This is a genomic window from Cypionkella sp. PAMC25878, assembly GCF_058135695.1.
Window position 1 is genome coordinate 3,165,487 of the sequence record NZ_CM176871.1, and the last position, 21,615, is coordinate 3,187,101.

Here is a 21,615-nt window from a genome sequence, read left to right on the forward strand (position 1 = left end):
TTGCGTGCATTTAGGCACAGCGGCTATGCATTCCGCGCCCTTGCTGCAAGCGCCTGCGACGTTATGTCTGGGGTAGTTTATCTGAAAATGGACCCGTTATGACCGCTCATTCCGCCATCAAAAACCCCCGCACCGCCGATCATCCGATCCATGCGCAATTCACCAGCCGATTTTCGCCGCGTGGTTTTACCGCCAAGACCTTGACCGAGGCCGAGCTGCTGCCCTTGTTTGAAGCGGCACGTTGGGCGCCGTCGTCCAGCAACCATCAGCCTTGGCGCTTTGCTTACGGGCTGCGCGGTGATGCAGCTTTCGGCAAGATCGCCGAGTCCTTGGTGCCGTTCAACCGCTCATGGGCCGAAAAAGCCGCCGCTTTGATTGCGGTGGCGTCGCGCACGACGGTTGAGAAGGATGGTAAAGACCTGCCCAATTCGGCGCATAGCTTTGATGCGGGTACCGCTTGGGGTTACCTCGCGTTGCAGGCGCATCATGTGGGACTGGTGGCGCATGCGATGGGCGGGTTCGAAGCCGATGTGTTGGCCAAGAACCTGAACCTGCCCGAGGGCTATGTGCTGCATGCTGTGATCGCGGTCGGTGAGCATGGCGATATCGAGAAATTGCCGGAAGTTCTGCAAGCGCGCGAGGTGCCGAATGGTCGACTGCCGCTGTCGCAGATCGTGGCGCATGGCGGATTTGTTTGACCTGTAAACAGGTGCCGTCGCGCGGGGCATCGAGCCCCTTGCGACGGCGCTGCCGGGGATTGGTTCTGTGATGATGTGCCGCAGAATCGGGCGAAGGGGGGCCAGCCCCCCAGCTAAAGCTCCCCCCGGGATATTTATGCCAATGTGAAATTGGACGGCGGTTTAGTCGCCAATCGCCTCGACGCGGAAATCGCGCAGGATGTTGCGGGTGGCGGTGAACCACTCAGACGCGCGGGTGCGCGCCTGATGGGCGTTGAAATCATCCTGGGTGCGGAAGGTTTCCATCACCTCCCAGACCATCGGGTCATCGGTTGGAGTGACTTCAAACGACAAACAGCCCGGCTCGGCACGGGAAAGCTGCGTGTGCAACGCAACATGGGCCTGCACGGCGGCGGCTTCCTCCGCCGTGACACAGACCAGATGTCCACGCAGCCGGATCATTCGAGTTCAATCGTGCCGGGCGGCTTGGAGGTGATATCATAGAACACCCGGTTGACGCCTTTGACCTCGTTGATGATGCGGGTCATGGTTTCGCCCAAGAAATCATGGGTGAACGGATAGGTGTCGGCCGTCATGCCATCGACACTTGTCACCGCGCGCAGCGCCAAAGCGTAGTCATAGGTGCGCCCGTCGCCCATTACGCCGACGGTTTTCATCGGCAGGATGGCGGCGAAGGCTTGCCAGATTTCGTCATAGAGGCCGTGTTTGCGGATCTGGTCGATATAGACCGCATCGGCTTGGCGCAGGATATCCAGCTTTTCGACTGTGATCTCACCCGGGCAGCGGATCGCGAGGCCAGGGCCGGGGAAGGGGTGGCGGCCGATGAAGCTGGCGGGCAGGCCGAGTTCACGACCCAAAGCGCGGACTTCGTCTTTAAACAATTCGCGCAGGGGTTCGACGAGTTTCAGGCCCATCTTTTCCGGCAAGCCGCCGACGTTGTGGTGGCTTTTGATGGTGACCGAGGGGCCACCGGAGAAGCTGACCGACTCGATCACATCGGGGTAAAGCGTGCCTTGAGCAAGGAACTCTGCGCCTTCAATGCCATTGGCGTATTTCTGGAATACGTCGATGAACAGACCGCCGATGATCTTGCGCTTGGTTTCGGGGTCGGAGACGCCGTCCAGCTTGCCCAAGAACAGCTCGGATTCGTCGGCATGGATCAGGTTCAGGTTGTAATTGTCGCGGAACATCGCGACGACCTGTTCGGCCTCACCTAGACGCAGCAGACCATGATCGACAAACACGCAGGTCAGTTGATCGCCGATGGCTTCGTGGATCAGGATCGCGGTGACAGAACTATCAACGCCGCCCGACAGCGCGCAGATCACCTTTTTGTCGCCGACTTGCGCGCGGATCGCGGCGATGGCTTGTTCGCGGTAAAGCCCCATCGTCCAATCGCCGGTAAAGCCTGCCAGCTTCACGAAATTCTCGTAGAGCTTCGCACCCTTCGGGGTGTGATGCACCTCGGGGTGGAACTGCACCGCGTAGAAGTGGCGGGCAGGGTCGGCGGTGACGGCGAAGGGGGCGTTGGGCGAGGTGCCGTAGACCTGGAAGCCGGGGGCGATTTTTGAGACGTGATCGCCGTGGCTCATCCAGACTTGCTCGCGTCCATCTGCAAACCAGCCATCCAGGATCGACAGGTTATCCGTGGTGGGGGTCACAAAGGCGCGGCCAAATTCGGCGGTGCCGTGGCCGTTTTCGACCAAACCGCCCAACTGCTGCATCATCGTCTGTTGGCCGTAGCAGATGCCTAAGACGGGCACGCCGAAAGACCAGAGCGCTTCAGGCGCGCGGGGCGAGCCTGCGCGGGTCACCGAATCCGGGCCACCCGACAGGATCACCGCTTTGGGTGCAAAGCTTTTGAGGAACGCGTCATCGACCTTATTGTAGGGGTGGATTTCGCAATAAACGTTCAACTCGCGCAGGCGGCGCGCAATCAGTTGCGTGACCTGAGAGCCGAAGTCGATGATGAGAAGGCGATCATGTTGTGTCATGGCCTCGGGTAGCCGGATGCGTGGAGAATCGCAAGATCGGTTGGCGGGATTTTCGTGCGCAAACGCGGAAAGGGGGCCTTTCAGCCCCCCTCGGCGTGCCGCCTCACCCCCTTGAGGATATTTGAGCACAGAGGATGGGCTTAAGTCGTTTCCAGAGTGGCAACATGTCGGTTTCGTCGCTTATGCGGCGTATTCGATGGGCGAGGGCTGGCGCGTTCACGGCATAAGAGCCAAAACAATGCCGCGCGGGCGGCTGGGGATGGAGATTGCGATGAGCGATGTGGCAGAAGCTGGTGGTCGGCGGGTGCGGGGCGGTGGCGGGGCGACACGTCGGGCCGAGCGCACGGCAGTCTCGTTCGAGACTGCGAAATTCATCCAGCGCAACATCCCGAACTTTGAGATTCTGAACGAGGAGGCGCTGCAGATCATCGAATACAACGCGGAAACCGTGTTGGAAGAGATCGGCGTTAACTTTGTCGAAAACGAAGCGGCACTGGTGCGTTGGCGCGAAGCGGGCGCGGATGTGCGCGGCGAGCGGGTGCATATTCCGCGCGGGTTGGCGCGCAAGCTGTGCTCCACCGCCCCAAAAACCTTTACCCAATACGCCCGTAACCCCGAGCGCAATGTCGAAGTCGGTGGCCGCAATCTGGTGCTGGCCCCGGTCTATGGCCCGCCCTTCGTGCGCGATATCGAAGGCGGGCGGCGCTATGCCACCATCGCGGATTTTGAGAAATTCGTGAAGCTGGGCTATATGTCGAAATGGCTGCACCACTCAGGCGGCACGGTTTGTGAGCCGACCGATGTGCCGGTGAACAAGCGCCACTTGGACATGTTGCGCGCGCATATGGTGTTGTCGGACAAGCCTTATATGGGCTCGGTGACGGAACCTTCGCGGGCTGCGGATTCGGTTGAAATGTCTAAGCTGCTGTTCGGCGCGGATTTTGTCGATCAGAACACAGTGATGACCTCGTTGATCAACATCAACAGCCCGATGACCTTTGACGGCATCATGATGGGGGCTTTGGAGGTTTACGCCAAGAACAACCAAGCCTCGATCGTCTCACCGTTTATTGTCGGTGGGGCTATGGCTCCGGTGACGGTGGCGGGGACGCTGACGCAGGTGTTGGCGGAGATTTTGGCCGGGGTGTCGTATTCCCAGCTGGTGCGGCCCGGTTCGCCGGTGATCGCGGGGGCGTTTGTGACCTCAATTGATATGAACTCGGGGGCACCGACCTTTGGCACCCCGGAAGCCGCACACATCACTTATGGCGTCGGACAACTGGTGCGCCGCCTGGGGCTGCCCTATCGTTCGGGTGGCTCGTTCTGCGGATCAAAACTGCCCGATGCGCAGGCGGCCTATGAAACGGCCAACAGCCTGAACATGGCCTTGCTGGCGGGGGTGAACTTCATGCTGCACGCCTGCGGTTGGCTGGAGGGCGGTCTGGTCAGCTCCTACGAGAAATTCGTGATGGATGCCGATCAGTTGGGCACGTTGCATCATCTGGCCCAAGGCGTGATGATGGACACTAACGGGCAGGCGATGGACGCGATCCGCGAGGTTGGCCCCGGCGGTCACTATCTGGGCTGCGAACATACCCAAGCCAACTTCAAAACCGCGTTCTGGCGCTCGGATCTGTTCGACTACAAGCCGTTCGAGACCTGGGCCGAAGAAGGCGCGCGCGATACGCAGACCTTGGCGGCGGAGCGGGTGAAGAAGATGCTCGGCGATTATGTCGCGCCTACGATTGACGAGGGCGTGGTTGAGAGCATCGACGCATATGTGGCGAAGAAGAAAGCCTCGATGCCCGACGCATTCATGTGACAGATGCGTTCATGTAGTCTGGCCTGCGATATCAGTTTAACGAGTGCTCTGGTATGAGGGGTGACAGGCCCGCAGCGATGCGGGCCTTTTGCTGTTCAAACGGCTTGGTCAGATGGCATTCGGGCTACGCGGCAGCAGCCGCACCTCGGCGATCAGGGCGATCAGCACCTCGATATGGCGGGCGACCGAATAGCTGGCCTCACCGCTGACCCGGATATCCTCCAAGCGTTCCTCCTCGGCCAACAGGCGCGTCACGGCGCGTTCGGGGGAGGGGGTGCTATCCACCAAACGCTTCAGATCGCGGTCGCGGCGGTAATCCAGCACGCCACAGCGGGCAGCGCGGATCAACATGCGCGGGCGCTTCAGGGTTTCAAGCAGGGCGCGGAAATCGGTCATTCTAGGAAGCCTCCATGAGTGGTGGAGCCTGCATAGCACGGCACAACTGGGCGTTGCGCAAAGCTGAGTTGCAGCGCACGGGAGCTTCCGAGATTGTTTAAGATTTATAAACAATTATCAGCAACAGCTCAGAAATTAACGATTGGGTAATCAATGCCTTCCACGCTTGTTAACGTTTCGGCAAGGTTTGATCAGGAAGGCGCTGCGGCGCGGCAAAACAAGATGCAAAGCAATCTCTCCCCCCTGCAGTGCTTGCCCGGATGGCTGCCAGACGCCGTGCGACTTTATCTCGATCATACCGAAGATGGTCAATCTTATCGGGCGCTTGCACGACGTGAGGGTCGACATGCCTCGACCGTGATGCGCGCGGTGCGCCGCTATGAGACCCGGCGCGACGACCCTTTGCTGGATGAGGCGCTGGCCGCCCTGACCAGCGCCCCCGCGCCAAGCTTACCCCCAATCAATAAGGATGACGACATCATGACCGCCCCTTTGCGCCCGCAGAACATTGTTGCCGATGAAGCGACAATCACCTCAGAGGGCAAACGTATTTTGCGCCGTCTGGTTGAACCGGGGGCGGTGCTGGCCTTCGCGCCGGATATGGAAAAAGCCGTGGTGATGCGCGAGTTTCCCGATGGCCACACCGCGCGCACGGCGGTGGTCGAGCGGGTGATCGCGCAGGCTTTCGCGCTAAAGGATTGGATTTCCTGCCGCAAACCGGGGCGGGTGGCGACCTATGAGATCAGCTCGGTCGGGCGGGCGGCGCTAAAGCGCATGGTCGATGCCGATGCCCGCACAGGCGGCTTTGCCGAGGCGCAAACCGCGTTTGGCGGGCAGCACCGGGAGTGGGACTCGCATGTTGTCAGCGAGGATACTGGCCCGCGCCGCATCCGCTACAACCTCGCCGAAAGTCCGGTTTCGGTGCTGGGGCGCAGGCGTGACAAGGATGGCAAGCTGTATCTGGAACCCGAACTGGTGGTGGCCGCCGAACGCTTGCGCGAGGATTTTGAACTGGCACAGATGGGGCCGCGGGTGGCGCAGAACTGGGAGCGGTTTTTGACCGGAGCCGACCGGGGCAGTTTCCGCGCCGAGGCTGGCATCGCCGAGGGGCCGCGCGCCGCACGCGACCGGGTGGCAGCGGCGTTGCGTGATCTGGGGCCGGGTTTGGGCGATGTGGCGTTGCGGGTCTGCTGTTTTCTTGAAGGCATCGAAACGGCCGAGCAGCGCCTGGGTTGGTCGGCGCGCTCCGGCAAGGTGGTGCTGCGCATTGCGTTGCAGCGGCTGGGCAAACATTTTCAGGAAACCTACGGGCGCTCAGGGCCGCTGATTGGGTGAGTGACGACCCCGGCTTTGCCGGGGGGAAAACCCTCCCCTGGAGGGTTTTTAGTCGCGAACGGGCGCGCAAACCTGCGCGCCCCGGCGGCCGAACGCCTCACCCCGCGCGACGTCGCCTTAAGCTCCCAACCCCTTTGCCAGCAGCGTCAGCGACACCACGCTCAACCACACCGAAGCCCCACGCCGAATCCACAGCATCGCACTGCCGTCGCTACCCGACACGCCGCCCATCCACGCGCCAAACCCCGCCCAAGCAGCCGCCACACCCACCACCAAAACCGAAAACAGCGCCAGATGGCTGGCAAGTGCATCCGGCGAGGGCAGCAAAACCAGCCCAAAAATCAAGGCTTTGGGATTTAGCATGGTGGTGGTGAACACCAAAGCCGCACTGACCCACTGCGTGCCCCTCTGCACGGTCTGCGGCAACCACAGCTTGATCGCCAGCCACGCCACCCACAGCCCAGCCGCAATCGCCACCAAGGCCCGCGCGCGCGGTGCATCGTGCAAAACCGCAACGCCGACCAACGCCAACGGCACCACCATGACCAGATAGCCTGCCAGCTCTGCCGGAATCAGCCGCAAAGCAGACCGCCAGCCGCGCTCGACTCCGGCCAGAAACAGCAAGGTGTTGGTCGGGCCCGGCGTGATCAGCAGCACGAGGATGGCGAGGGTGAGGTCTATCATGGTCATGGGTTTCCTTAGCGCGGTGAAGGTAACGCGCCCATGACCCAGATCAACCTCAAATGAAACCGGACGGCAGCTTCCGCCCCCCCCTCAGCCCTGATCCTTGTTACACCTGCATAGACCTGCGGCCGGAACGCCGTTGCCAAGCCCTGTCAGGCAGACTATTTAGAGTGGATCACCGTTTCAGGGGGAAAAACCGTTGCGCGACCTCAAGCTGCCGGATCAACGTCACCCCGAAAAGGCGCATAAGCCCGACAATGCGCAGCCGAAAAAGCCCGATTGGATTCGCGTCCGCGCGCCAACCTCGGAAGGCTACAAGAAAACCCGCGACATACTGCGCGAGAAAAAGCTGGTGACGGTTTGCGAAGAAGCCGGCTGCCCGAATGTGGGGGAGTGCTGGTCCCAAGGCCACGCCACCATGATGATCATGGGCGAGATTTGCACCCGCGGCTGTTCGTTCTGCAACATCGCCACCGGCAAGCCTAACAACCTTGATGCGTTCGAGCCGGGCCGCGTCGCCCATGCCGTGGCTGAACTGGGCCTGAACCATGTGGTGATCACCTCCGTGGACCGCGACGATCTGGACGATGGCGGTGCCGAGCATTTCGCGCAGACCATCCGCGCCATCCGCCACCGCGCCCCCGGCACCACGATCGAAATTCTGACGCCCGATTTCCTGAAATGTCCGCCGTCGGCGCTGGAAAAGGTCGTCGAGGCCCGCCCGGATGTGTTCAATCACAACCTTGAAACCGTCCCCGGCCTCTATCCCACCGTCCGCCCCGGCGCGCGCTATTTCCATTCGTTGCGGCTGTTGCAGAAGGTCAAAGAACTCGACCCGACGCTGTTCACCAAATCCGGCATCATGGTAGGCCTCGGCGAAGATCGCCAAGGCGTGCATCAGGTGATGGACGACATGCGCGCGGCCGATGTCGATTTCCTGACCATCGGGCAATACCTGCAACCGACGCCGAAACACCACCGGGTAGATCGGTTTGTGACGCCGGACGAGTTCAAAAGCTATGAGCAAACCGCGTTTGGCAAAGGCTTCCTGATGGTGTCGGCCACGCCCTTGACCCGCTCCAGCTACCACGCCGGCGACGATTTCGCCCGGCTGCGGGAAGCAAGGCTGCAGAAATTGGGGCGCGCGTAAGGCTTAAGGGGGGCCTCAGCAGCCCCCCGAAAGATCAGCTTTCCGGCTGACGATAGGCCTTATGGCAGGCCGAGCACGCGCCACCCAGCTGCGCCATGCTGGCCTTGATCGCATCACCGCCCGTGGCTGCCGCCGTTTGCATCATCGCGGCGGCATTGTTCAGATCGGTAATCTTGGTCAGAAAATCATCCTGCTTGGCCCAGATATCCGCCAAAGCAAAGCTGTCGGCGGATTTGCCATTTTCCGAGCCGGGCGGGAATTGCGTCGTTGAAATCACCGAAGCCACCGCCGCGACATTCGCCGCTGCTTTGGTTGCAGCAGCTTTGTCATAAGCGACCTCACCCTTGGCCATGCCACCCAAAGTGCCCAGATCAGAGGCCATTTGCAGCATCAAGCCATGCCGGGTTTCGACCGCATCTTTGAACGGGTCTTCAGCGTCCTGCGCATAGACGCCAAACGCCGTCAGCGCCGCCATGGTGGTAAAGGCAATAAGACGTTTCTTCATGGATCACTCCGCTTGCAAAGCGCCGATGGGGGCGCGGGCTGGCCGGAGCGTGACGCTACCGGATGCGGGCAAGCTTGCGCAGTTGCTGCACTTGCACAAGGGGCGGCGGATGCAGCACCCATGCTAAAGGCTTGAAATACACAAAGAGTTTACAGCAGATCCGCGCTTATGCCGACAGCTTATGGATCAGGCTTGGGGGTTTGGCTTCAGGTCGGCGGCAGGAAAGCTTGATAGTGCGCCTGAAACGCGGGCAGCGCCTCAAGGCGCGCGCTCAATCGGCGCAGGTTTGGCAGGCTTGCGGGGTCGATCAACCCCGGATGCGCCTCGGTGACAAAGCGCCACGCACAACCCACCGCGATATCGGCATGGCTGAGCGGCCCGAACCAATAGGAGCCCGAATCTTGCCCCGAAACAGCACGCCCAGCCAGATCCGCCTCAAGTGCTGCCAACACCGCGCCGATCTGGCTGCGGCAGCGGGCATCAAAGCTGGGCGAGATGGTGGTGTGCATCGCCCGTTCATAGAACAGAATGACCGCCTTATCCGCCAGCCCACAGCCCAAAGCCGCGATCTTCAGCACCCGATGCCGCGCGGGCTCCGTGCGCGGAAACAGCGGTTCCTCGACCAGCCCATCGAGATAATCCAGTATCATATGGCTGTCGGTCAAAACGAAGCCATCCTCCAGCACCAAAACCGGCACGCGGGTGAGCGGGTTATAGGCACGCAAACGATCGGCATCGCCAAACGACGACCATGGGCGATGCTCAAACGCCATGCCATAGAGCGTTAGGGCCACGCCAACCCGGCGCACAAACGGGCTGTCGTATTGACCGATCAGGATCATTCATTTCACCGCAGGCACAAGTTGCAGATAGGCCGCCACCGCTTGGCGATCCGACTCGGGCAACTTGGCCATATTCTCGACCACATGCGCCATATGGCCACCGACCGAGTCAAACTCGGGTGTGAAGCCCGAGGTCAGATATTCCACCACATCCGCCGCGCTCCACGTCAGCTTTCCCGGCGTGATGTTCGGTATGCGGCCCTTGCCATTGGGGTTCGGCGCCCCCGACAGCCAAGCCGAGCGCTGCAAGCCGCCCAAAGCGTTACGCGGCGTGTGACATTCGCCGCAATGCGCCAAAGCCTCAGCGATATAGCGGCCTCTGGTTTGCTCGGGGGTCAGATCGCCCGCGATCATCCAATCGGTCTTTTCAAACAGCAGCTTCCATATCCCCAAACTGCGGCGGATGTTGAAGGGAAAGCCGATCTGATGCGGTTTCGAGGGTTCAGCCGAAGCAGGCAGCCCATCCATAAACGCTTTCAAATCCGCCACATCCTGCGGCACCATCTTGTTATAGGCATTATAGGGCAGGGCAGGGTAAAGATGCTCGCCCTGCTTACCCACCCCTTGCGTCACAGCATTGGCAAATTCCACCAGCGTCCAGCCACCAATGCCCTGCACAGGGTCGGGTGAGATGTTGGGGGCGACAAAGGTGCCGAAGGCAGAGGGGAATTCCTGCCCGCCCGCCAGCACCAGCTCCTCCGCGCCCTTGGCATCCACCGTCGCATGGCACGAGGCACAACCCGCCGCCCAGAACACCAACTCGCCCTTGGCCGCATCGCCCTTCAGCCCGTCGTAGAGCCCGACATCAACGGACTGCGGTGCCGAGAGCAGCAGAAAACCGCCAAATCCCAACAGCACAACAGCTAAAAGGGCAGAGAGCAGACGGGACATGGCACTGACCTTTGAAGGATTTAGCCATCTGGTCTGGCCAATTCTGCCGCACGTTACACCAGAATATGTGTTTGGAAAGGACGATTTCGGCACATAATTGTCGCAGGCCAGTTCTAGCGCAGCTTTGTCTTGCCGTTCACCGTCAGCCACTCGGGCCAGCCCCAGACATGCTCAATTCCGAACAGGATAAGGCACACAATTCCCACGCCCAGCACCAGCTTCACCCGTCCCATTGATGGGGGATGCCGCGCCCAACGCGCCATACGGATCAGCCAGATCGGGTTCATCAATCCGTAAACCGCACTTTGCCGATATAGGGCAGGTTGCGGTTTCTTTCTGCAAAATCAATGCCGTATCCCACGACAAACTCATCGGGGATCTCAAATCCGGTCCAGGTTGCCTTGATATCCACCTCGCGCCGGGAGGGCTTATCGAGCAAAGCGCAGACCTCCAAGCGATGCGGCTGGCGTGACATCAACAGGTTTTTCACATGATGCAGGGTGAAGCCGGTATCGACGATATCCTCGACCACCAGCACATCTTGGCCTGCAATCTCGCCGCGCAGATCCTTCAAAATCCGCACCTCGCGGCTGGAATGCATTGCATCGCCGTAAGAGCTCGCTTCCAGAAAATCGACTTGCACCGGCAGATCAATCTCGCGCACCAAATCGGCGATGAACACGAAAGACCCGCGCAGCAGCCCGACCACGATCAGCTTGTCGCACCCCTTGTAGTGTTCGGTGATCTCGCGCGCCAAAGCCTCCACCCGCGCGGCGATCGCCTTGGCCGAGATCATTTGGTCGATGACATAAGGACGCGTTTGCATGGGGGCCTCTTGATTTCCGTTGGTTTTCTACCCAATACCTGCGCTCAAGTCACGCGATAGGTTACCTGTGCCGCATCACTCTGAAACCAAGCACCTGCCGTATCAAGCCGTACAAATGTACGACCTTGTCGCCGATGTTGCACGCTACCCTGAATTTCTGCCTTGGACAGCCGCCGCCCGCATCCGCTCGCGCTCGCCCATCGCAGGCGGTGGCGAGGTGATGGAGGCCGATCTGGTGATCAGCTTCAAAGTCTTCCGCGAGCGTTTCGGCAGCCGCGTCACCCTGCTGCCCGGCGAAAACAAGATCCTCACTGAATATATCGACGGCCCGTTCAAGCATCTGAAATCGGTCTGGACGTTCCAGCAAACCCCAAACGGCTGCGATATCTCGTTCGAGGTAGATTTTGAGTTCCGCAATCCGATCCTCGCTGGTCTGATAGGTCTGGTGTTCAACGAAGCGATGACCCGTGTGGTGCGCGCCTTCGAGGCCCGCGCGGCAAAACTCTACGCCCCGACAAACCCCTAAAACTTATCTAAAATTTGTTTCATCTTGGTTAAAATATCCTGGGGGTGTGGGGGCTAGCCCCCGCTCCGACGATGGCGGCTAAGCCATCGCCCGCAGCAATAACGCCAACGCATGATCCCGCGCCGCGATCCGCACCCGGTCCCGCCCCAAGGCGCCAAACTCCACCGTCTCCACCGCAACCGTCTTACCCTTCACCGCCAGCCCAAAGCATACCCTCCCCTCGGGCTTGAACTCTGACCCGCCCGGCCCGGCAATCCCGGTGGTCGAGACGGCAAGATCGGCTTGCGAATGGCTCAAAGCCCCCTCGGCCATCGCCGCCGCCACCGCTTCAGACACCGCGCCGAACTCTGCCAAAAGCGCCTCAGCCACCCCCAGCATGTCGATCTTCGCCTGATTGGAATAGGTCACGAAGCCCCGATCAAACATATCCGACGATCCCGCCACATCGGTCAAAGCCGCCGCCACCATGCCGCCGGTGCAGCTTTCGGCGACAGCCACCCGATAGCCCCAATAGCGCGCCAGCCGCAGCAGTTCCGCCGTCATGGATCACCTCATCAAGATCAGCGGGATGTGATAGGCCGCCGCCGCCACAATCGTCGCCAACCCAGCAAACAACCCCGCCCACAGATCGTCAAGCATCACGCCCGCCGGATCATGCCTGCGGTCCGCACGCCCGACCAACCAAGGCTTCCAGATGTCAAACAGCCGAAAGAACAAAAACGCCGCAATCGGGGCCGGGTAGGGCAAGAATCCCTCATGCCCTCTCCACCAGAATGCCGCCGAAGAAAACAGCAGCGCAATCCATTGCCCCGCCACCTCATCAATCACAAACTCCGACGGATCGGCGGAGGGCGTATCGCGCAACTCCACCGAAACCGCCCAAAACCCCAAAGCCGTCACCGCAACCGTTGCCACCAGCAACACCGGAAAACCGAGATAACGGTCGATCAGCAGCGCCATGATCACCGCAACCAGAGATCCCCAAGTCCCCGGCGCAGGCCGCAGCAGCCCCGCGCCAAACCAGATCGCCAGAACCCGCGTCAGCCTCATGCCCGCACCAAAGCGCAAGTCGCCATCGCCGCAATGCCTTCCTCACGCCCGGTGAATCCCAGCCGTTCCGAAGTGGTCGCCTTCACCGAAATCCGCTCCACCTCCACCTCCATGATTGCAGCCAAAGCCTCTCGCATCGCCTCGGCATGTGGCCCCACCTTGGGCAGCTCGCAGATCAACGTCACATCGCAATTCGCCAAAGCAAAGCCCTTCGCCCGCGCCAGCCGCATCGCGTGGGCGAGGAAAATCTTGCTCTCAGCCCCCTTCCATTGCGGATCAGACGGCGGGAAATGCCGGCCAATATCGCCCTCGGCCAGCCCACCATAAATCGCATCGCTCAAAGCGTGCATGCCCACATCGGCGTCAGAATGGCCCAACAGCGCGCGACCATGCGGCACCTTCACCCCGCACAGCCAAACCCCATCGCCGTCACAAAACGCATGTACATCAAAGCCATTGCCCACCCGCAGATCCATCTGCCGTCCCTTCAAGATCGCCTCTGCCGATGCAAAATCGCCCGGAAAGGTCAGTTTCAGATTATCCTCATCGCCCGTGACGATCACCACATCCAGACCAAAGCTACGCGCCACCGCCACATCATCGGCAGCCTCGCCGGGATGCGCCCGATGTGCCGCCAAGATCGCCTCAAACCGAAAGCCCTGCGGCGTTTGCGCGCGAAACAGCCCCTCGCGCGCCACAGTGCCCACCACCAGCCCCGCATCCCCCCGCCATAACGCATCCGTCACCGCCAGCGCAGGTGCCGCGCCGTCAGCCTGATCGAGTGCCCCGATCACCCGGCCAATCACCGCCTGCGACACCAAAGGCCGCGCGCCGTCATGGATCAACACGCGCGAAACGCCGCGCCCCACCAAAGCCTCCAACGCCGCGCGCACCGAGGCCGTCCGCGAAGCCCCACCCTCGACGATCAACACATCCAGCCCCAAACCTTCGGCCAAGCTGCGGTCGTCAGGATGCACCACCAACACCCGCAACATGCCGTCAAAGGCCGCCACAGCATGTGCCGCCACCGCAAGCCCGCCCAAAAGCTGCCATTGCTTCGGCACGCCGCCTCCGGCACGCAAACCGCGCCCCGCAGCGGTGATGATCGCAGCTGTTGTCATGCTGTTTCCTTTTCGCCCTATCTAAGCCAGCGGCGTAAGCCTGACAATCTGCCCCACCCATGTCGAACTGGTCGCGAAATGCAGCACAACAGCCTAATAATTGTGCGTTGCTTAGAAATAGGGCATAAAGTAGAGAGCCAGCCCTTGGCGAACCCCCCGTCCAAGCGCATGTTTCAGCCAAAGGAGCCGCAATGTCTCTGTGTTTAGGCGCACTCTCTCTGCACCCCCCGGTGATTCTGGCACCGATGGCCGGCATTACTGATCTGCCGTTCCGGCGGATGGTGGCGCGCTTTGGTGCGGGTCTGGTGGTGTCTGAAATGATCGCGTCTGAGGAAGTGATGAAGGCGCAGCCCTTGGCCCGCGCCCGGGCTGAGTTGGGGTTTTCCGAGGCGGCCACTTCCGTGCAGCTTGCTGGTCGCGATCCATACTGGATGGCCGAGGCTGCCCGCTATGTGGAAGCACAGGGGGCCCGCGTGATCGACATAAACATGGGCTGCCCCGCGAAACGGGTGACGGCGTCGGGCGGTAATGGCGCTTGCGGCTCGGCGCTAATGAAAGAACCCGAACTGGCTTTGGCCCTGATCGAATCCGTCGTGAACGCAGTGACGGTTCCAGTTACCCTGAAAACCCGCCTCGGCTGGGATGACCAAAGCCTGAACGCCCCGCAAATCGCCAAATCGGCCGAAGGGGCAGGGGTGCAGATGATCACCATCCACGGCCGCACCCGCTGCCAGTTCTACAAGGGAAGCGCAGACTGGGCCGCCATCGCCGCCGTGAAATCGGCGGTCGCGGTGCCCGTGATCGCCAATGGCGATATCATCGACATCGCCACCGCCCGCCAAGCTCTGCACCTGTCGCTAGCCAACGGCGTTATGGTTGGTCGCGGTGCGCAGGGTGCCCCTTGGCGCTTGGCAGAAATCGCCCACGCGCTTTATGGCACGCCCGCACCACAAATTCCGCAAGGCGCAGCCCTCGCCGATCTGGTGATCGAGCACTACGATCACATGCTGGACTTCTACGGCCCCGACCTTGGTATCCGCGTCGCCCGCAAACATCTCGGTTGGTATTTGGAATCCGCAGGCATCCAAACCAACCGCGACGCCGTGCTCACCGCCACCCATCCCGCCGCCGTCCGCGGCCTGATCCGCGACAGCTTCACCGAACCCCGCGAGGTGGCCGCATGACCCAGTTCAACGGTCCCGCCCTTTGGGCCTCGCTGCCGCTGCCCGCGCTTTTGATCGGCCCCACCGGCCTGATCCTTGACGTCAACCCGCCGGCTGAGACGTTCCTGAACGCCTCGTCAAAAAGCCTCGTCGGCCAGCCGCTGTTGGATCGCCTCTCCATCGACGCCCCGATGGAAGACGCCCTTGCCCGCGTCCATGCCCATGAATCGCCCTTATTCATCGCCGAAGCTGACGTCACCACAGGCGAGCGCGCCCCCGTGCAATGCGCCCTGCAAATGGCCCCGCTCCAAGACAGTCCGGGCTGCGTGCTGCTGCTGATTTCCCCGCGTGAGATTGCCGAACGTTTAGGGCGATCCATGCAGGTGACTTCGGCGGCAAAATCCGCCATCGGCATGGCAGAAATGCTGGCGCATGAGATCAAAAATCCGCTCGCAGGCATCTCCGGTGCCGCCCAACTTCTGGCGATGGGTCTCGGCCCCGAAGACCTAGAACTCACGGACCTGATTGTCGAGGAAACCCGCCGCATCGTCAAACTGTTGGAACAGGTTGAGCAATTCGGCAACCTACGCCCTCCAGCCCGCCGCGCTGTGAACATCCATGATGCTCTGGATCGTGCGCGCAGATCAGCTTTGGTCGGTTTCGGCGCGCATATGAACATTGTCGAAGATTATGACCCCTCGCTGCCAGCGACCTTCGCCGACAATGATCAACTGATGCAAGTCTTCCTAAACTTATTGAAGAACGCCTCGGAAGCCGCTGGTTCTAAAGGAGGAACTATCCGGTTGCACACGTTCTATGACCACAGCTTGCGCCGCCGCCGCAAAGACGGCTCCGGCTCGACCCTGCCGTTGCAGGTGGAGATCATTGACGACGGCCCCGGCATCCCGCCGGAAATCGCAACGGACATTTTTGAGCCGTTTGTGTCGGGCCGCGAAAATGGCACCGGCCTGGGCCTCGCCTTGGTTTCCAAAATCATCTCTGACCATGAAGGCTGGATCTCCGTTGATTCCGTCCCCGGTCGCACCGTTTTCCGCATTTCCCTACCGCTCGCGCCCCGCGAGTTACCCGAGGAGTCCCACTAAATGGATGGCACCATTCTTGTCGCCGATGACGACCGCACCATCCGCACCGTTTTGACCCAAGCGCTGACCCGCGCCGGGTGTAAAGTGCATGCCACCTCGAGCCTGATGACCCTGATGCGCTGGGTCGAGGAAGGCAAAGGCGATCTGGTGATTTCCGACGTGATGATGCCCGATGGCAACGGCCTTGAAGCGCTGCCGCGCATCGCCCAGCTGCGCCCCGGCCTGCCGGTGATCGTAATTTCGGCGCAAAACACCATAATGACGGCGATTCAAGCGGCGGAAGCCGAGGCGTTCGACTACCTGCCCAAACCCTTCGATCTGCCCGATCTGATGAAACGCTCCGCCCGCGCTTTGGATTTGAAGCGTCACGCCCCCAAACCCAGCCTGACCCCGCGCGAAATGGGCGATGATCTGCCGCTTGTCGGTCGCACGCCGTCGATGCAGGCGCTCTATCGCCTTGTGGCGAGGGTGATGAACGCCGACCTCCCCGTGCTGATCTCGGGCGAATCCGGCACCGGAAAATCCCTGATCGCCCGCGCCGTTCATGACTTTTCCGACCGCCGCAGCCAACCCTTCGTCACCGCGCAAGCCACGGATCTGGCGGGCGTTGACGGCATCGCAACCCTGCTGGCGCGGGCCAAAGGCGGCAGCCTTGTGCTGGATGAGGTGTCCGATTTCGACGAAGACGCCCAAGCCCGTCTGGTGCGGATGCTCGATGTGATGGGCGACCACGCGCCGCGCATCATGGCCACCTCGCAAGCTGACCTGAGCCAAAAGATGGAGGCAGGGGTGTTCCGCAAAGACCTGTTCTACCGTCTCGGCGGCGTCACCCTGCAAGTGCCGCCGTTGCGCGAACGCGTTGAAGACATCCCGCTGCTCGCCGAACACTTTCTCGCCCGTGGCGAGCGCGACATGGGCCTGCAACGCCGTCTCTCTCTCGAAGCCATGGCCATCGTGCGCGCCTATCCGTGGCCGGGCAACGTACGGCAGTTGGAGAATCTGCTGAAGCGCCTTTTGGTCACCGCGACCGAGCCGGAAATCTCCAAATCTGAGATTGAGCAAGCCCTCGGCGCAACTCAGCCGGTGCAAATCAGCCGATCCGGTGGCATGGACGGCGAAAAATTGTCGGCCTCGGTGGCGCGACATTTACAGCGCTATTTCGATCTACACGGCGGCCAACTGCCGCCTGCTGGCGTCTACGACCGAATTTTGCGCGAAATGGAGGTGCCTTTGATCGAAATCGCGCTCGACGCCACCGGCGGCAACCAAGCCAAATGTGCCGATCTGCTGGGCATCAACCGCAATACCTTGCGTAAGAAGATCACCGACCTCGATATCCGCGTGACACGGCGGCGTAAGCTGATGTAAAACCGCCACAGGGGCAGTGCTTTGCGCGTAACGTGGCGCGGAAAGCACAACGCTGTGGCGGGGGCGACACTCCCCGTGAAAACCGGGGGAAACGTGCAGGGCGCTTACCGCAGTCTCACATGGGCCAAACTGGCGCGCCTGCGCCGGATGCGGCGCGTGCAAAACGGTCTGACCTTTGGGCTGGTGTTCCTTGGCCCGATGCTCGCGGTGGCGACGTTCCTCGCACTAGGGCCGTTCAACCTTGGCGCGTCGTCGCAAAACCTGCGGCTGATTCTGCTCACCGACATGGTCTATATCCTGCTCGTGGCGGGTCTGGTGCTGTCGCGCGTGATGCGGATGATCGCGGATCGGCGCTCGCAATCCGCAGGCTCGGCGCTGCATTTGCGGCTGACCGGGGTGTTCGCTTTCGTGGCGCTGGTGCCGACGATTCTGGTTGCTGTGTTTGCTGTGCTGACGGTGAATATCGGTCTTGAAGGCTGGTTTTCCGACCGCGTCAGCAATGTGGTTTCGGCGTCCTTGACCGCCGCGCAGGCCTATGAAGATGAGCAGACCAAGGCGCTGAAAGACGATGCCTCGGCGCTCGGTGCCTTCCTGAACCTCGCCAAACAAAAGACCTTCTTCCTGCAAGACGATCAGGTCCGCCCGATCCTGACCCAAGGCCAAGCCGCCATTCAGCGCGGCATGAAAGAGGTCTATCTGATCGACGGCACCGCCACCCTGAAGACCCGGGGCGAGCGCTCATATCTGTTCGATTTTGAGCCGCCAAAGCCCGAAGAACTCAGCAAGGCTAAGCAGGGCGAAGTGGTGGTGATCCAAGATTGGGCCAATGATGAATTCCGCGCTTTGGTGTATCTCGATGCCTTCGCCGACCGCTATCTTTACGTTTCCCGCAAGGTCGATGGCGGGATTCTGTCGCTGCTGGATGAAACCAAGGAAACCGTCCGCCTCTATCAGCAGTTGGAATCCGAGCGCGGCAAGATCCTGTTCAACTTTGGCCTCTTGTATCTCGGCTTCGCGCTGATCCTTGTTCTGGCGGCGGTCTGGCTGGGCCTCTGGTTTGCCGAACGGCTTAGCAAACCGGTGGGCCGCTTGGCCTATGCGGTGGGAAGGGTCAGCCAAGGCGATCTGGACGTGCAAGTGATCGAGGAAGAAGGCGATGATGAGATTGCCACATTGTCACGTGTTTTCAACCAGATGACGCATCAACTTAAAGGCCAACGTGAAGCCTTGCTTGACGGCCACCGCCAAACCGAGCAACGCCGCCGCCTGTTCGATTCCGTGCTCTCCAACGTCACCGCGGGCGTGATTGGTCTGGATGCCGAGGGCGATATTGATTTCGCCAACCGCGCCGCCGAACGGCTGCTGGAACTCGCCGATGGGGCCGCCGAGGTGCCACTCGCCGCCGCCGTCCCGGAATTTGCAGCACTTTTTGAGCGTCTGCGCGAGGTGGGCGGCTCTGCGGTGCAAGAGGAAATCCGCCTGACCCGCAAGGGCAAATTGGAAAGCCTCTTGGTGCGCGTGTCGGTGCGGCGTAGCGAGTCCGGGCGGCTGGAGGGCTATGTGGTGGCCTTCGACGACGTGACCGAACTCGTCTCTGCCCAACGTATGGCCGCTTGGGGCGATGTCGCCCGCCGCATCGCGCATGAGATCAAGAACCCGCTGACCCCAATCCAGCTTTCCGCCGAACGCATCAAGCGCAAATTCCGCAGCCAAGTCCAAGACCCCGAAGATCTGGACCAATATACCGAGGTTATTATCCGTCAAACCAATGACTTACGCCGCATTGTCGACGAGTTTTCAAAATTCGCCCGCATGCCCGAACCGGATCGGCGAGAGACCGATCTGGTGGCGCTCCTCCGCGCCGCCGTTATGCTGCAAGAAAATGGCCAGCCCACCGTCACCTTCCGCCGCACGCTGGTCGAGGGCCCGTTGATGATGGAACTCGACGGTACGATGATCGGGCAAGCGCTGACAAACCTGATTAAGAACGCAGGGGAAGCCATTGAAACCCTGCATGAAAAGTCAAATCCTGAAGGCCACAAACCCGAAATCCGCGTCAGCCTGACGGTGGACGAGTCCGAAGCCGTGATTCGCATCATGGACAATGGCATCGGCCTGCCGCCCGACCGGGCGCGGCTGTTTGAACCCTATGTCACCACCCGCGAAAAAGGCACCGGCTTAGGTCTGCCGATCGTGAAAAAAATCATTGAAGAACATGGCGGTACGCTGACACTTGAAGATGCGCCCGTCTTTGAAAACAACGCCCAAGGCGGAGCGATGGCGGTGATCCGCCTGCCACGCGCCCCGCGCAAACGGGGCTTGCGCAACACGGGCCAAACGGGCCAGGGGGAAAAATGAGCAATATTCTGATCGTTGACGACGAAAAAGACATCCGCGAACTGATCGGCGATATTCTGAAGGACGAGGGCTATACCATTCGTCTTGCTGCAAATTCTGACGATTGCATGTCTGAAATCAACGCCGAAGCGCCGAGCCTGATGATCCTGGATATCTGGCTGAAAGACAGCCGGATGGATGGCATCGACATCCTGAAAACCGTCAAGCGCGACAACCCGGATATTCCGATTGTGATCATCTCGGGCCACGGCAACATCGAAATCGCCGTCGCCGCGATCAAGCAGGGTGCTTACGACTTCATCGAAAAGCCGTTCAACATTGATCAGTTGATGGTGGTGGTCAGCCGCGCGATGGAAACCTCGCGTCTGCGCCGCGAGAACGCCGATCTGCGGCGGCGCGATGTCACCTCATCTGAGATGATCGGATCAAGTCCGTCGTTTAGAACCTTGAAATCACAGCTGGAAAAGGTCACCAAGTCGAACGGCCGGGTGATGCTGGCCGGGCCGGCGGGCTCTGGCAAAGAAATGGCCGCGCGCTTTATCCACTCTAACTCCAACCGCGCGACGGCGCCGTTTATCTCGGTATCCTCGGCAACGATTGATGCCGACCGGATGGAGGAAGTGCTGTTTGGCCGCGAAACCTCGGATCGCGGCATCGAAAAAGGCCTGCTGGAACAAGGCCATGGCGGCGTTGTTTACTTTGATGAAGTGGCCGAGATGCCGCTTGGCACGCAATCGAAAATTCTGCGCGTACTGACGGATCAGCAGTTCATGCGGGTTGGAGGCTCCGATAAAGTCCGCGTCGATCTGCGGGTGATTTCCTCGACAAGCCGTGATTTGCGCGCCGAAATTGCCGCTGGGCGCTTCCGGCAAGAGCTTTATGATCGCCTGAACGTGGTACCAATCGCGGTGCCATCATTGGCGGAGCGTCGCGAAGATATCCCCGAGTTAACAACCACTTTCGTCGATATGTTCCACCGCACCCAGGGCCTGCCGCAGCGCAAACTGACCGAGGAGGCCGAAGCCATGTTGCAGACCATGCAATGGCCCGGCAACATCCGCCAGCTGCGCAACGTGATCGAGCGGGTGCTGATTTTGGGCGATGGCACCGGCCCGATTGAGTCGCGGGAATTGCCGGGGCAGGAAGCTCCGACCGACGCTGGCGGGCGCATGGTGCTTGGCGGCGCTATGGCAACTCTGCCGCTGCGCGAGGCGCGGGAAGTGTTTGAGCGCGAGTATCTGCTGACCCAGATTAACCGTTTTGGCGGCAATATCAGTCGCACGGCGGGCTTTGTTGGCATGGAACGCTCGGCTTTGCACCGCAAACTGAAGTCTTTGGGCGTCGTCACCACCGGAAAATCCGGCGGGCGTGGTGATGACGAGGACGAAGACTAAGCAGACTGTTGCAGAAAGAATCCAAATCAGGAACATCGGCAGCAATTCTGACGTTTTGCGCTGGAAACTGCCAAATTTGCGCGACATAGTTAAACATCGAGGCGCGGTAGGGCGCGCTTTTCGGTGCGACTGGCGATAAGGATAAGAAAAAATGGCCGCAGACAAACAAAATTTGCAAGACGCGTTTCTCAATCACGTCCGGAAATCCAAAGTTCCGGTGACGATTTTCCTGATCAACGGCGTGAAATTGCAAGGTGTGATCACTTGGTTTGACAATTTCTGCGTGCTGCTGCGCCGAGATGGTCAGTCGCAGCTGGTCTATAAACACGCGATTTCAACGATCATGCCGGGTGGCCCGGTTAACCTTTATGAAGGTGAAGACTGATCCC

The 21,615-nt window shown here is 60.7% G+C and carries 24 protein-coding genes; 12 read left to right on the plus strand and 12 right to left on the minus strand.

All coding sequences use genetic code 11. The annotated features are described in order from the left end of the window. Window positions 1–98: 98 nt before the first annotated feature. Window positions 99–698 (plus strand): nitroreductase family protein, encoded by a 600-nt coding sequence (locus tag ACS5RD_RS15550; protein WP_489928159.1) that lies wholly within the window; start codon window positions 99–101, stop codon window positions 696–698. 162 nt (window positions 699–860) lie between these two features. On the opposite strand, the gene ACS5RD_RS15555 is transcribed toward ACS5RD_RS15550, so the two are convergent. Both ACS5RD_RS15555 and guaA read right to left on the minus strand, forming a co-directional pair. Then, complete coding sequence (locus ACS5RD_RS15555; RefSeq protein WP_054006134.1) at window positions 861–1,139, minus strand: putative quinol monooxygenase; 279 nt, start codon at window positions 1,137–1,139, stop codon at window positions 861–863. Next, window positions 1,136–2,692 (minus strand): glutamine-hydrolyzing GMP synthase, encoded by a 1,557-nt coding sequence (gene guaA / locus ACS5RD_RS15560; protein WP_489928160.1) that lies wholly within the window; start codon window positions 2,690–2,692, stop codon window positions 1,136–1,138. Before guaA ends, ACS5RD_RS15555 begins: the two co-directional genes overlap by 4 nt. A gap of 271 nt (window positions 2,693–2,963) precedes the next feature. Between guaA and ACS5RD_RS15565 the strand changes: the two genes are divergently transcribed. Next, window positions 2,964–4,514 (plus strand): trimethylamine methyltransferase family protein, encoded by a 1,551-nt coding sequence (locus ACS5RD_RS15565; RefSeq protein WP_489931388.1) that lies wholly within the window; start codon window positions 2,964–2,966, stop codon window positions 4,512–4,514. A gap of 108 nt (window positions 4,515–4,622) precedes the next feature. On the opposite strand, the gene ACS5RD_RS15570 is transcribed toward ACS5RD_RS15565, so the two are convergent. Then, window positions 4,623–4,910, minus strand: a complete 288-nt coding sequence (locus tag ACS5RD_RS15570) for a DUF6477 family protein (RefSeq protein WP_489928161.1) — start codon at window positions 4,908–4,910, stop codon at window positions 4,623–4,625. A 222-nt stretch (window positions 4,911–5,132) separates the two neighbouring features. Between ACS5RD_RS15570 and ACS5RD_RS15575 the strand changes: the two genes are divergently transcribed. Next, on the plus strand, window positions 5,133–6,245 hold the full coding sequence (locus ACS5RD_RS15575) for a DUF6456 domain-containing protein (protein ID WP_489931389.1): 1,113 nt from the start codon (window positions 5,133–5,135) through the stop codon (window positions 6,243–6,245). A 117-nt stretch (window positions 6,246–6,362) separates the two neighbouring features. Here ACS5RD_RS15575 and ACS5RD_RS15580 read toward each other — a convergent pair whose 3' ends face one another. Then, complete coding sequence (locus ACS5RD_RS15580; RefSeq protein WP_489928162.1) at window positions 6,363–6,935, minus strand: LysE family translocator; 573 nt, start codon at window positions 6,933–6,935, stop codon at window positions 6,363–6,365. A 193-nt stretch (window positions 6,936–7,128) separates the two neighbouring features. Here ACS5RD_RS15580 and lipA point away from each other — a divergent pair, with 193 nt between their 5' ends. Then, a complete protein-coding gene (gene lipA, locus ACS5RD_RS15585) occupies window positions 7,129–8,079 on the plus strand; it encodes a lipoyl synthase (protein ID WP_054006130.1) in 951 nt (316 codons plus the stop codon). Window positions 8,080–8,113: 34 nt separating this feature from the next. On the opposite strand, the gene ACS5RD_RS15590 is transcribed toward lipA, so the two are convergent. Beyond that, on the minus strand, window positions 8,114–8,584 hold the full coding sequence (locus ACS5RD_RS15590; RefSeq protein WP_489928163.1) for a c-type cytochrome: 471 nt from the start codon (window positions 8,582–8,584) through the stop codon (window positions 8,114–8,116). On the opposite strand from ACS5RD_RS15590, the gene ACS5RD_RS15595 reads away from it, so the two are divergent. Further along, entirely contained in the window at window positions 8,583–8,711 is a 129-nt protein-coding gene (locus ACS5RD_RS15595) for a hypothetical protein (RefSeq protein WP_268871786.1), read from the plus strand. The genes ACS5RD_RS15590 and ACS5RD_RS15595 overlap by 2 nt on opposite strands. Window positions 8,712–8,790: 79 nt before the next feature. Here ACS5RD_RS15595 and ACS5RD_RS15600 read toward each other — a convergent pair whose 3' ends face one another. The 4 genes from ACS5RD_RS15600 to hpt all read right to left on the minus strand — a co-directional run bounded on the left by ACS5RD_RS15600 (window position 8,791) and on the right by hpt (window position 11,143). After that, complete coding sequence (locus ACS5RD_RS15600) at window positions 8,791–9,426, minus strand: glutathione S-transferase family protein (protein WP_489928164.1); 636 nt, start codon at window positions 9,424–9,426, stop codon at window positions 8,791–8,793. Next, window positions 9,427–10,317 (minus strand): c-type cytochrome, encoded by an 891-nt coding sequence (locus ACS5RD_RS15605; RefSeq protein ID WP_489928165.1) that lies wholly within the window; start codon window positions 10,315–10,317, stop codon window positions 9,427–9,429. A gap of 113 nt (window positions 10,318–10,430) precedes the next feature. Next, window positions 10,431–10,604, minus strand: a complete 174-nt coding sequence (locus ACS5RD_RS15610) for a hypothetical protein (RefSeq protein WP_489928166.1) — start codon at window positions 10,602–10,604, stop codon at window positions 10,431–10,433. Next, entirely contained in the window at window positions 10,604–11,143 is a 540-nt protein-coding gene (hpt, locus tag ACS5RD_RS15615) for a hypoxanthine phosphoribosyltransferase (RefSeq protein WP_489928167.1), read from the minus strand. Before hpt ends, ACS5RD_RS15610 begins: the two co-directional genes overlap by 1 nt. A 67-nt stretch (window positions 11,144–11,210) precedes the next feature. Here hpt and ACS5RD_RS15620 point away from each other — a divergent pair, with 67 nt between their 5' ends. Continuing rightward, the gene (locus ACS5RD_RS15620; RefSeq protein WP_489928168.1) at window positions 11,211–11,669 is read left to right on the plus strand and encodes a type II toxin-antitoxin system RatA family toxin; all 459 of its coding nucleotides are present in this window, start codon (window positions 11,211–11,213) and stop codon (window positions 11,667–11,669) included. Window positions 11,670–11,747: 78 nt separating this feature from the next. Here ACS5RD_RS15620 and ACS5RD_RS15625 read toward each other — a convergent pair whose 3' ends face one another. Genes ACS5RD_RS15625 through ACS5RD_RS15635 form a run of 3 tightly spaced genes read right to left on the minus strand, consistent with a single transcriptional unit; the run spans window position 11,748 to window position 13,840 of the window. Beyond that, entirely contained in the window at window positions 11,748–12,212 is a 465-nt protein-coding gene (locus ACS5RD_RS15625; protein WP_489928169.1) for a CinA family protein, read from the minus strand. Window positions 12,213–12,215: 3 nt separating this feature from the next. Beyond that, entirely contained in the window at window positions 12,216–12,719 is a 504-nt protein-coding gene (locus tag ACS5RD_RS15630) for a phosphatidylglycerophosphatase A family protein (RefSeq protein ID WP_054006124.1), read from the minus strand. After that, complete coding sequence (locus tag ACS5RD_RS15635) at window positions 12,716–13,840, minus strand: bifunctional 2-C-methyl-D-erythritol 4-phosphate cytidylyltransferase/2-C-methyl-D-erythritol 2,4-cyclodiphosphate synthase (RefSeq protein ID WP_489928170.1); 1,125 nt, start codon at window positions 13,838–13,840, stop codon at window positions 12,716–12,718. Before ACS5RD_RS15635 ends, ACS5RD_RS15630 begins: the two co-directional genes overlap by 4 nt. A gap of 191 nt (window positions 13,841–14,031) precedes the next feature. Between ACS5RD_RS15635 and dusB the strand changes: the two genes are divergently transcribed. The 6 genes from dusB to hfq all read left to right on the plus strand — a co-directional run bounded on the left by dusB (window position 14,032) and on the right by hfq (window position 21,611). Then, window positions 14,032–15,024 carry a tRNA dihydrouridine synthase DusB gene (gene dusB / locus ACS5RD_RS15640; RefSeq protein ID WP_489928171.1) on the plus strand — a complete coding sequence of 331 codons (993 nt, stop codon included), beginning with the start codon at window positions 14,032–14,034 and terminating at the stop codon, window positions 15,022–15,024. Continuing rightward, on the plus strand, window positions 15,021–16,106 hold the full coding sequence (locus ACS5RD_RS15645; RefSeq protein ID WP_489928172.1) for a two-component system sensor histidine kinase NtrB: 1,086 nt from the start codon (window positions 15,021–15,023) through the stop codon (window positions 16,104–16,106). The genes dusB and ACS5RD_RS15645 overlap by 4 nt, the downstream gene beginning before the upstream one ends. Beyond that, window positions 16,107–17,474: a sigma-54-dependent Fis family transcriptional regulator gene (locus tag ACS5RD_RS15650; RefSeq protein ID WP_054006120.1), complete on the plus strand. Its 1,368-nt coding sequence runs from the start codon at window positions 16,107–16,109 to the stop codon at window positions 17,472–17,474. It begins immediately after the preceding gene. A gap of 147 nt (window positions 17,475–17,621) precedes the next feature. Continuing rightward, window positions 17,622–19,832, plus strand: coding sequence for a sensor histidine kinase NtrY-like (locus ACS5RD_RS15655; protein WP_489931390.1), 2,211 nt, complete (start codon window positions 17,622–17,624; stop codon window positions 19,830–19,832). Next, a complete protein-coding gene (gene ntrX / locus ACS5RD_RS15660; protein ID WP_489928173.1) occupies window positions 19,829–21,226 on the plus strand; it encodes a nitrogen assimilation response regulator NtrX in 1,398 nt (465 codons plus the stop codon). The genes ACS5RD_RS15655 and ntrX overlap by 4 nt, the downstream gene beginning before the upstream one ends. A gap of 151 nt (window positions 21,227–21,377) precedes the next feature. Next, window positions 21,378–21,611: an RNA chaperone Hfq gene (hfq, locus tag ACS5RD_RS15665; RefSeq protein WP_054006118.1), complete on the plus strand. Its 234-nt coding sequence runs from the start codon at window positions 21,378–21,380 to the stop codon at window positions 21,609–21,611. Window positions 21,612–21,615: the final 4 nt, after the last annotated feature.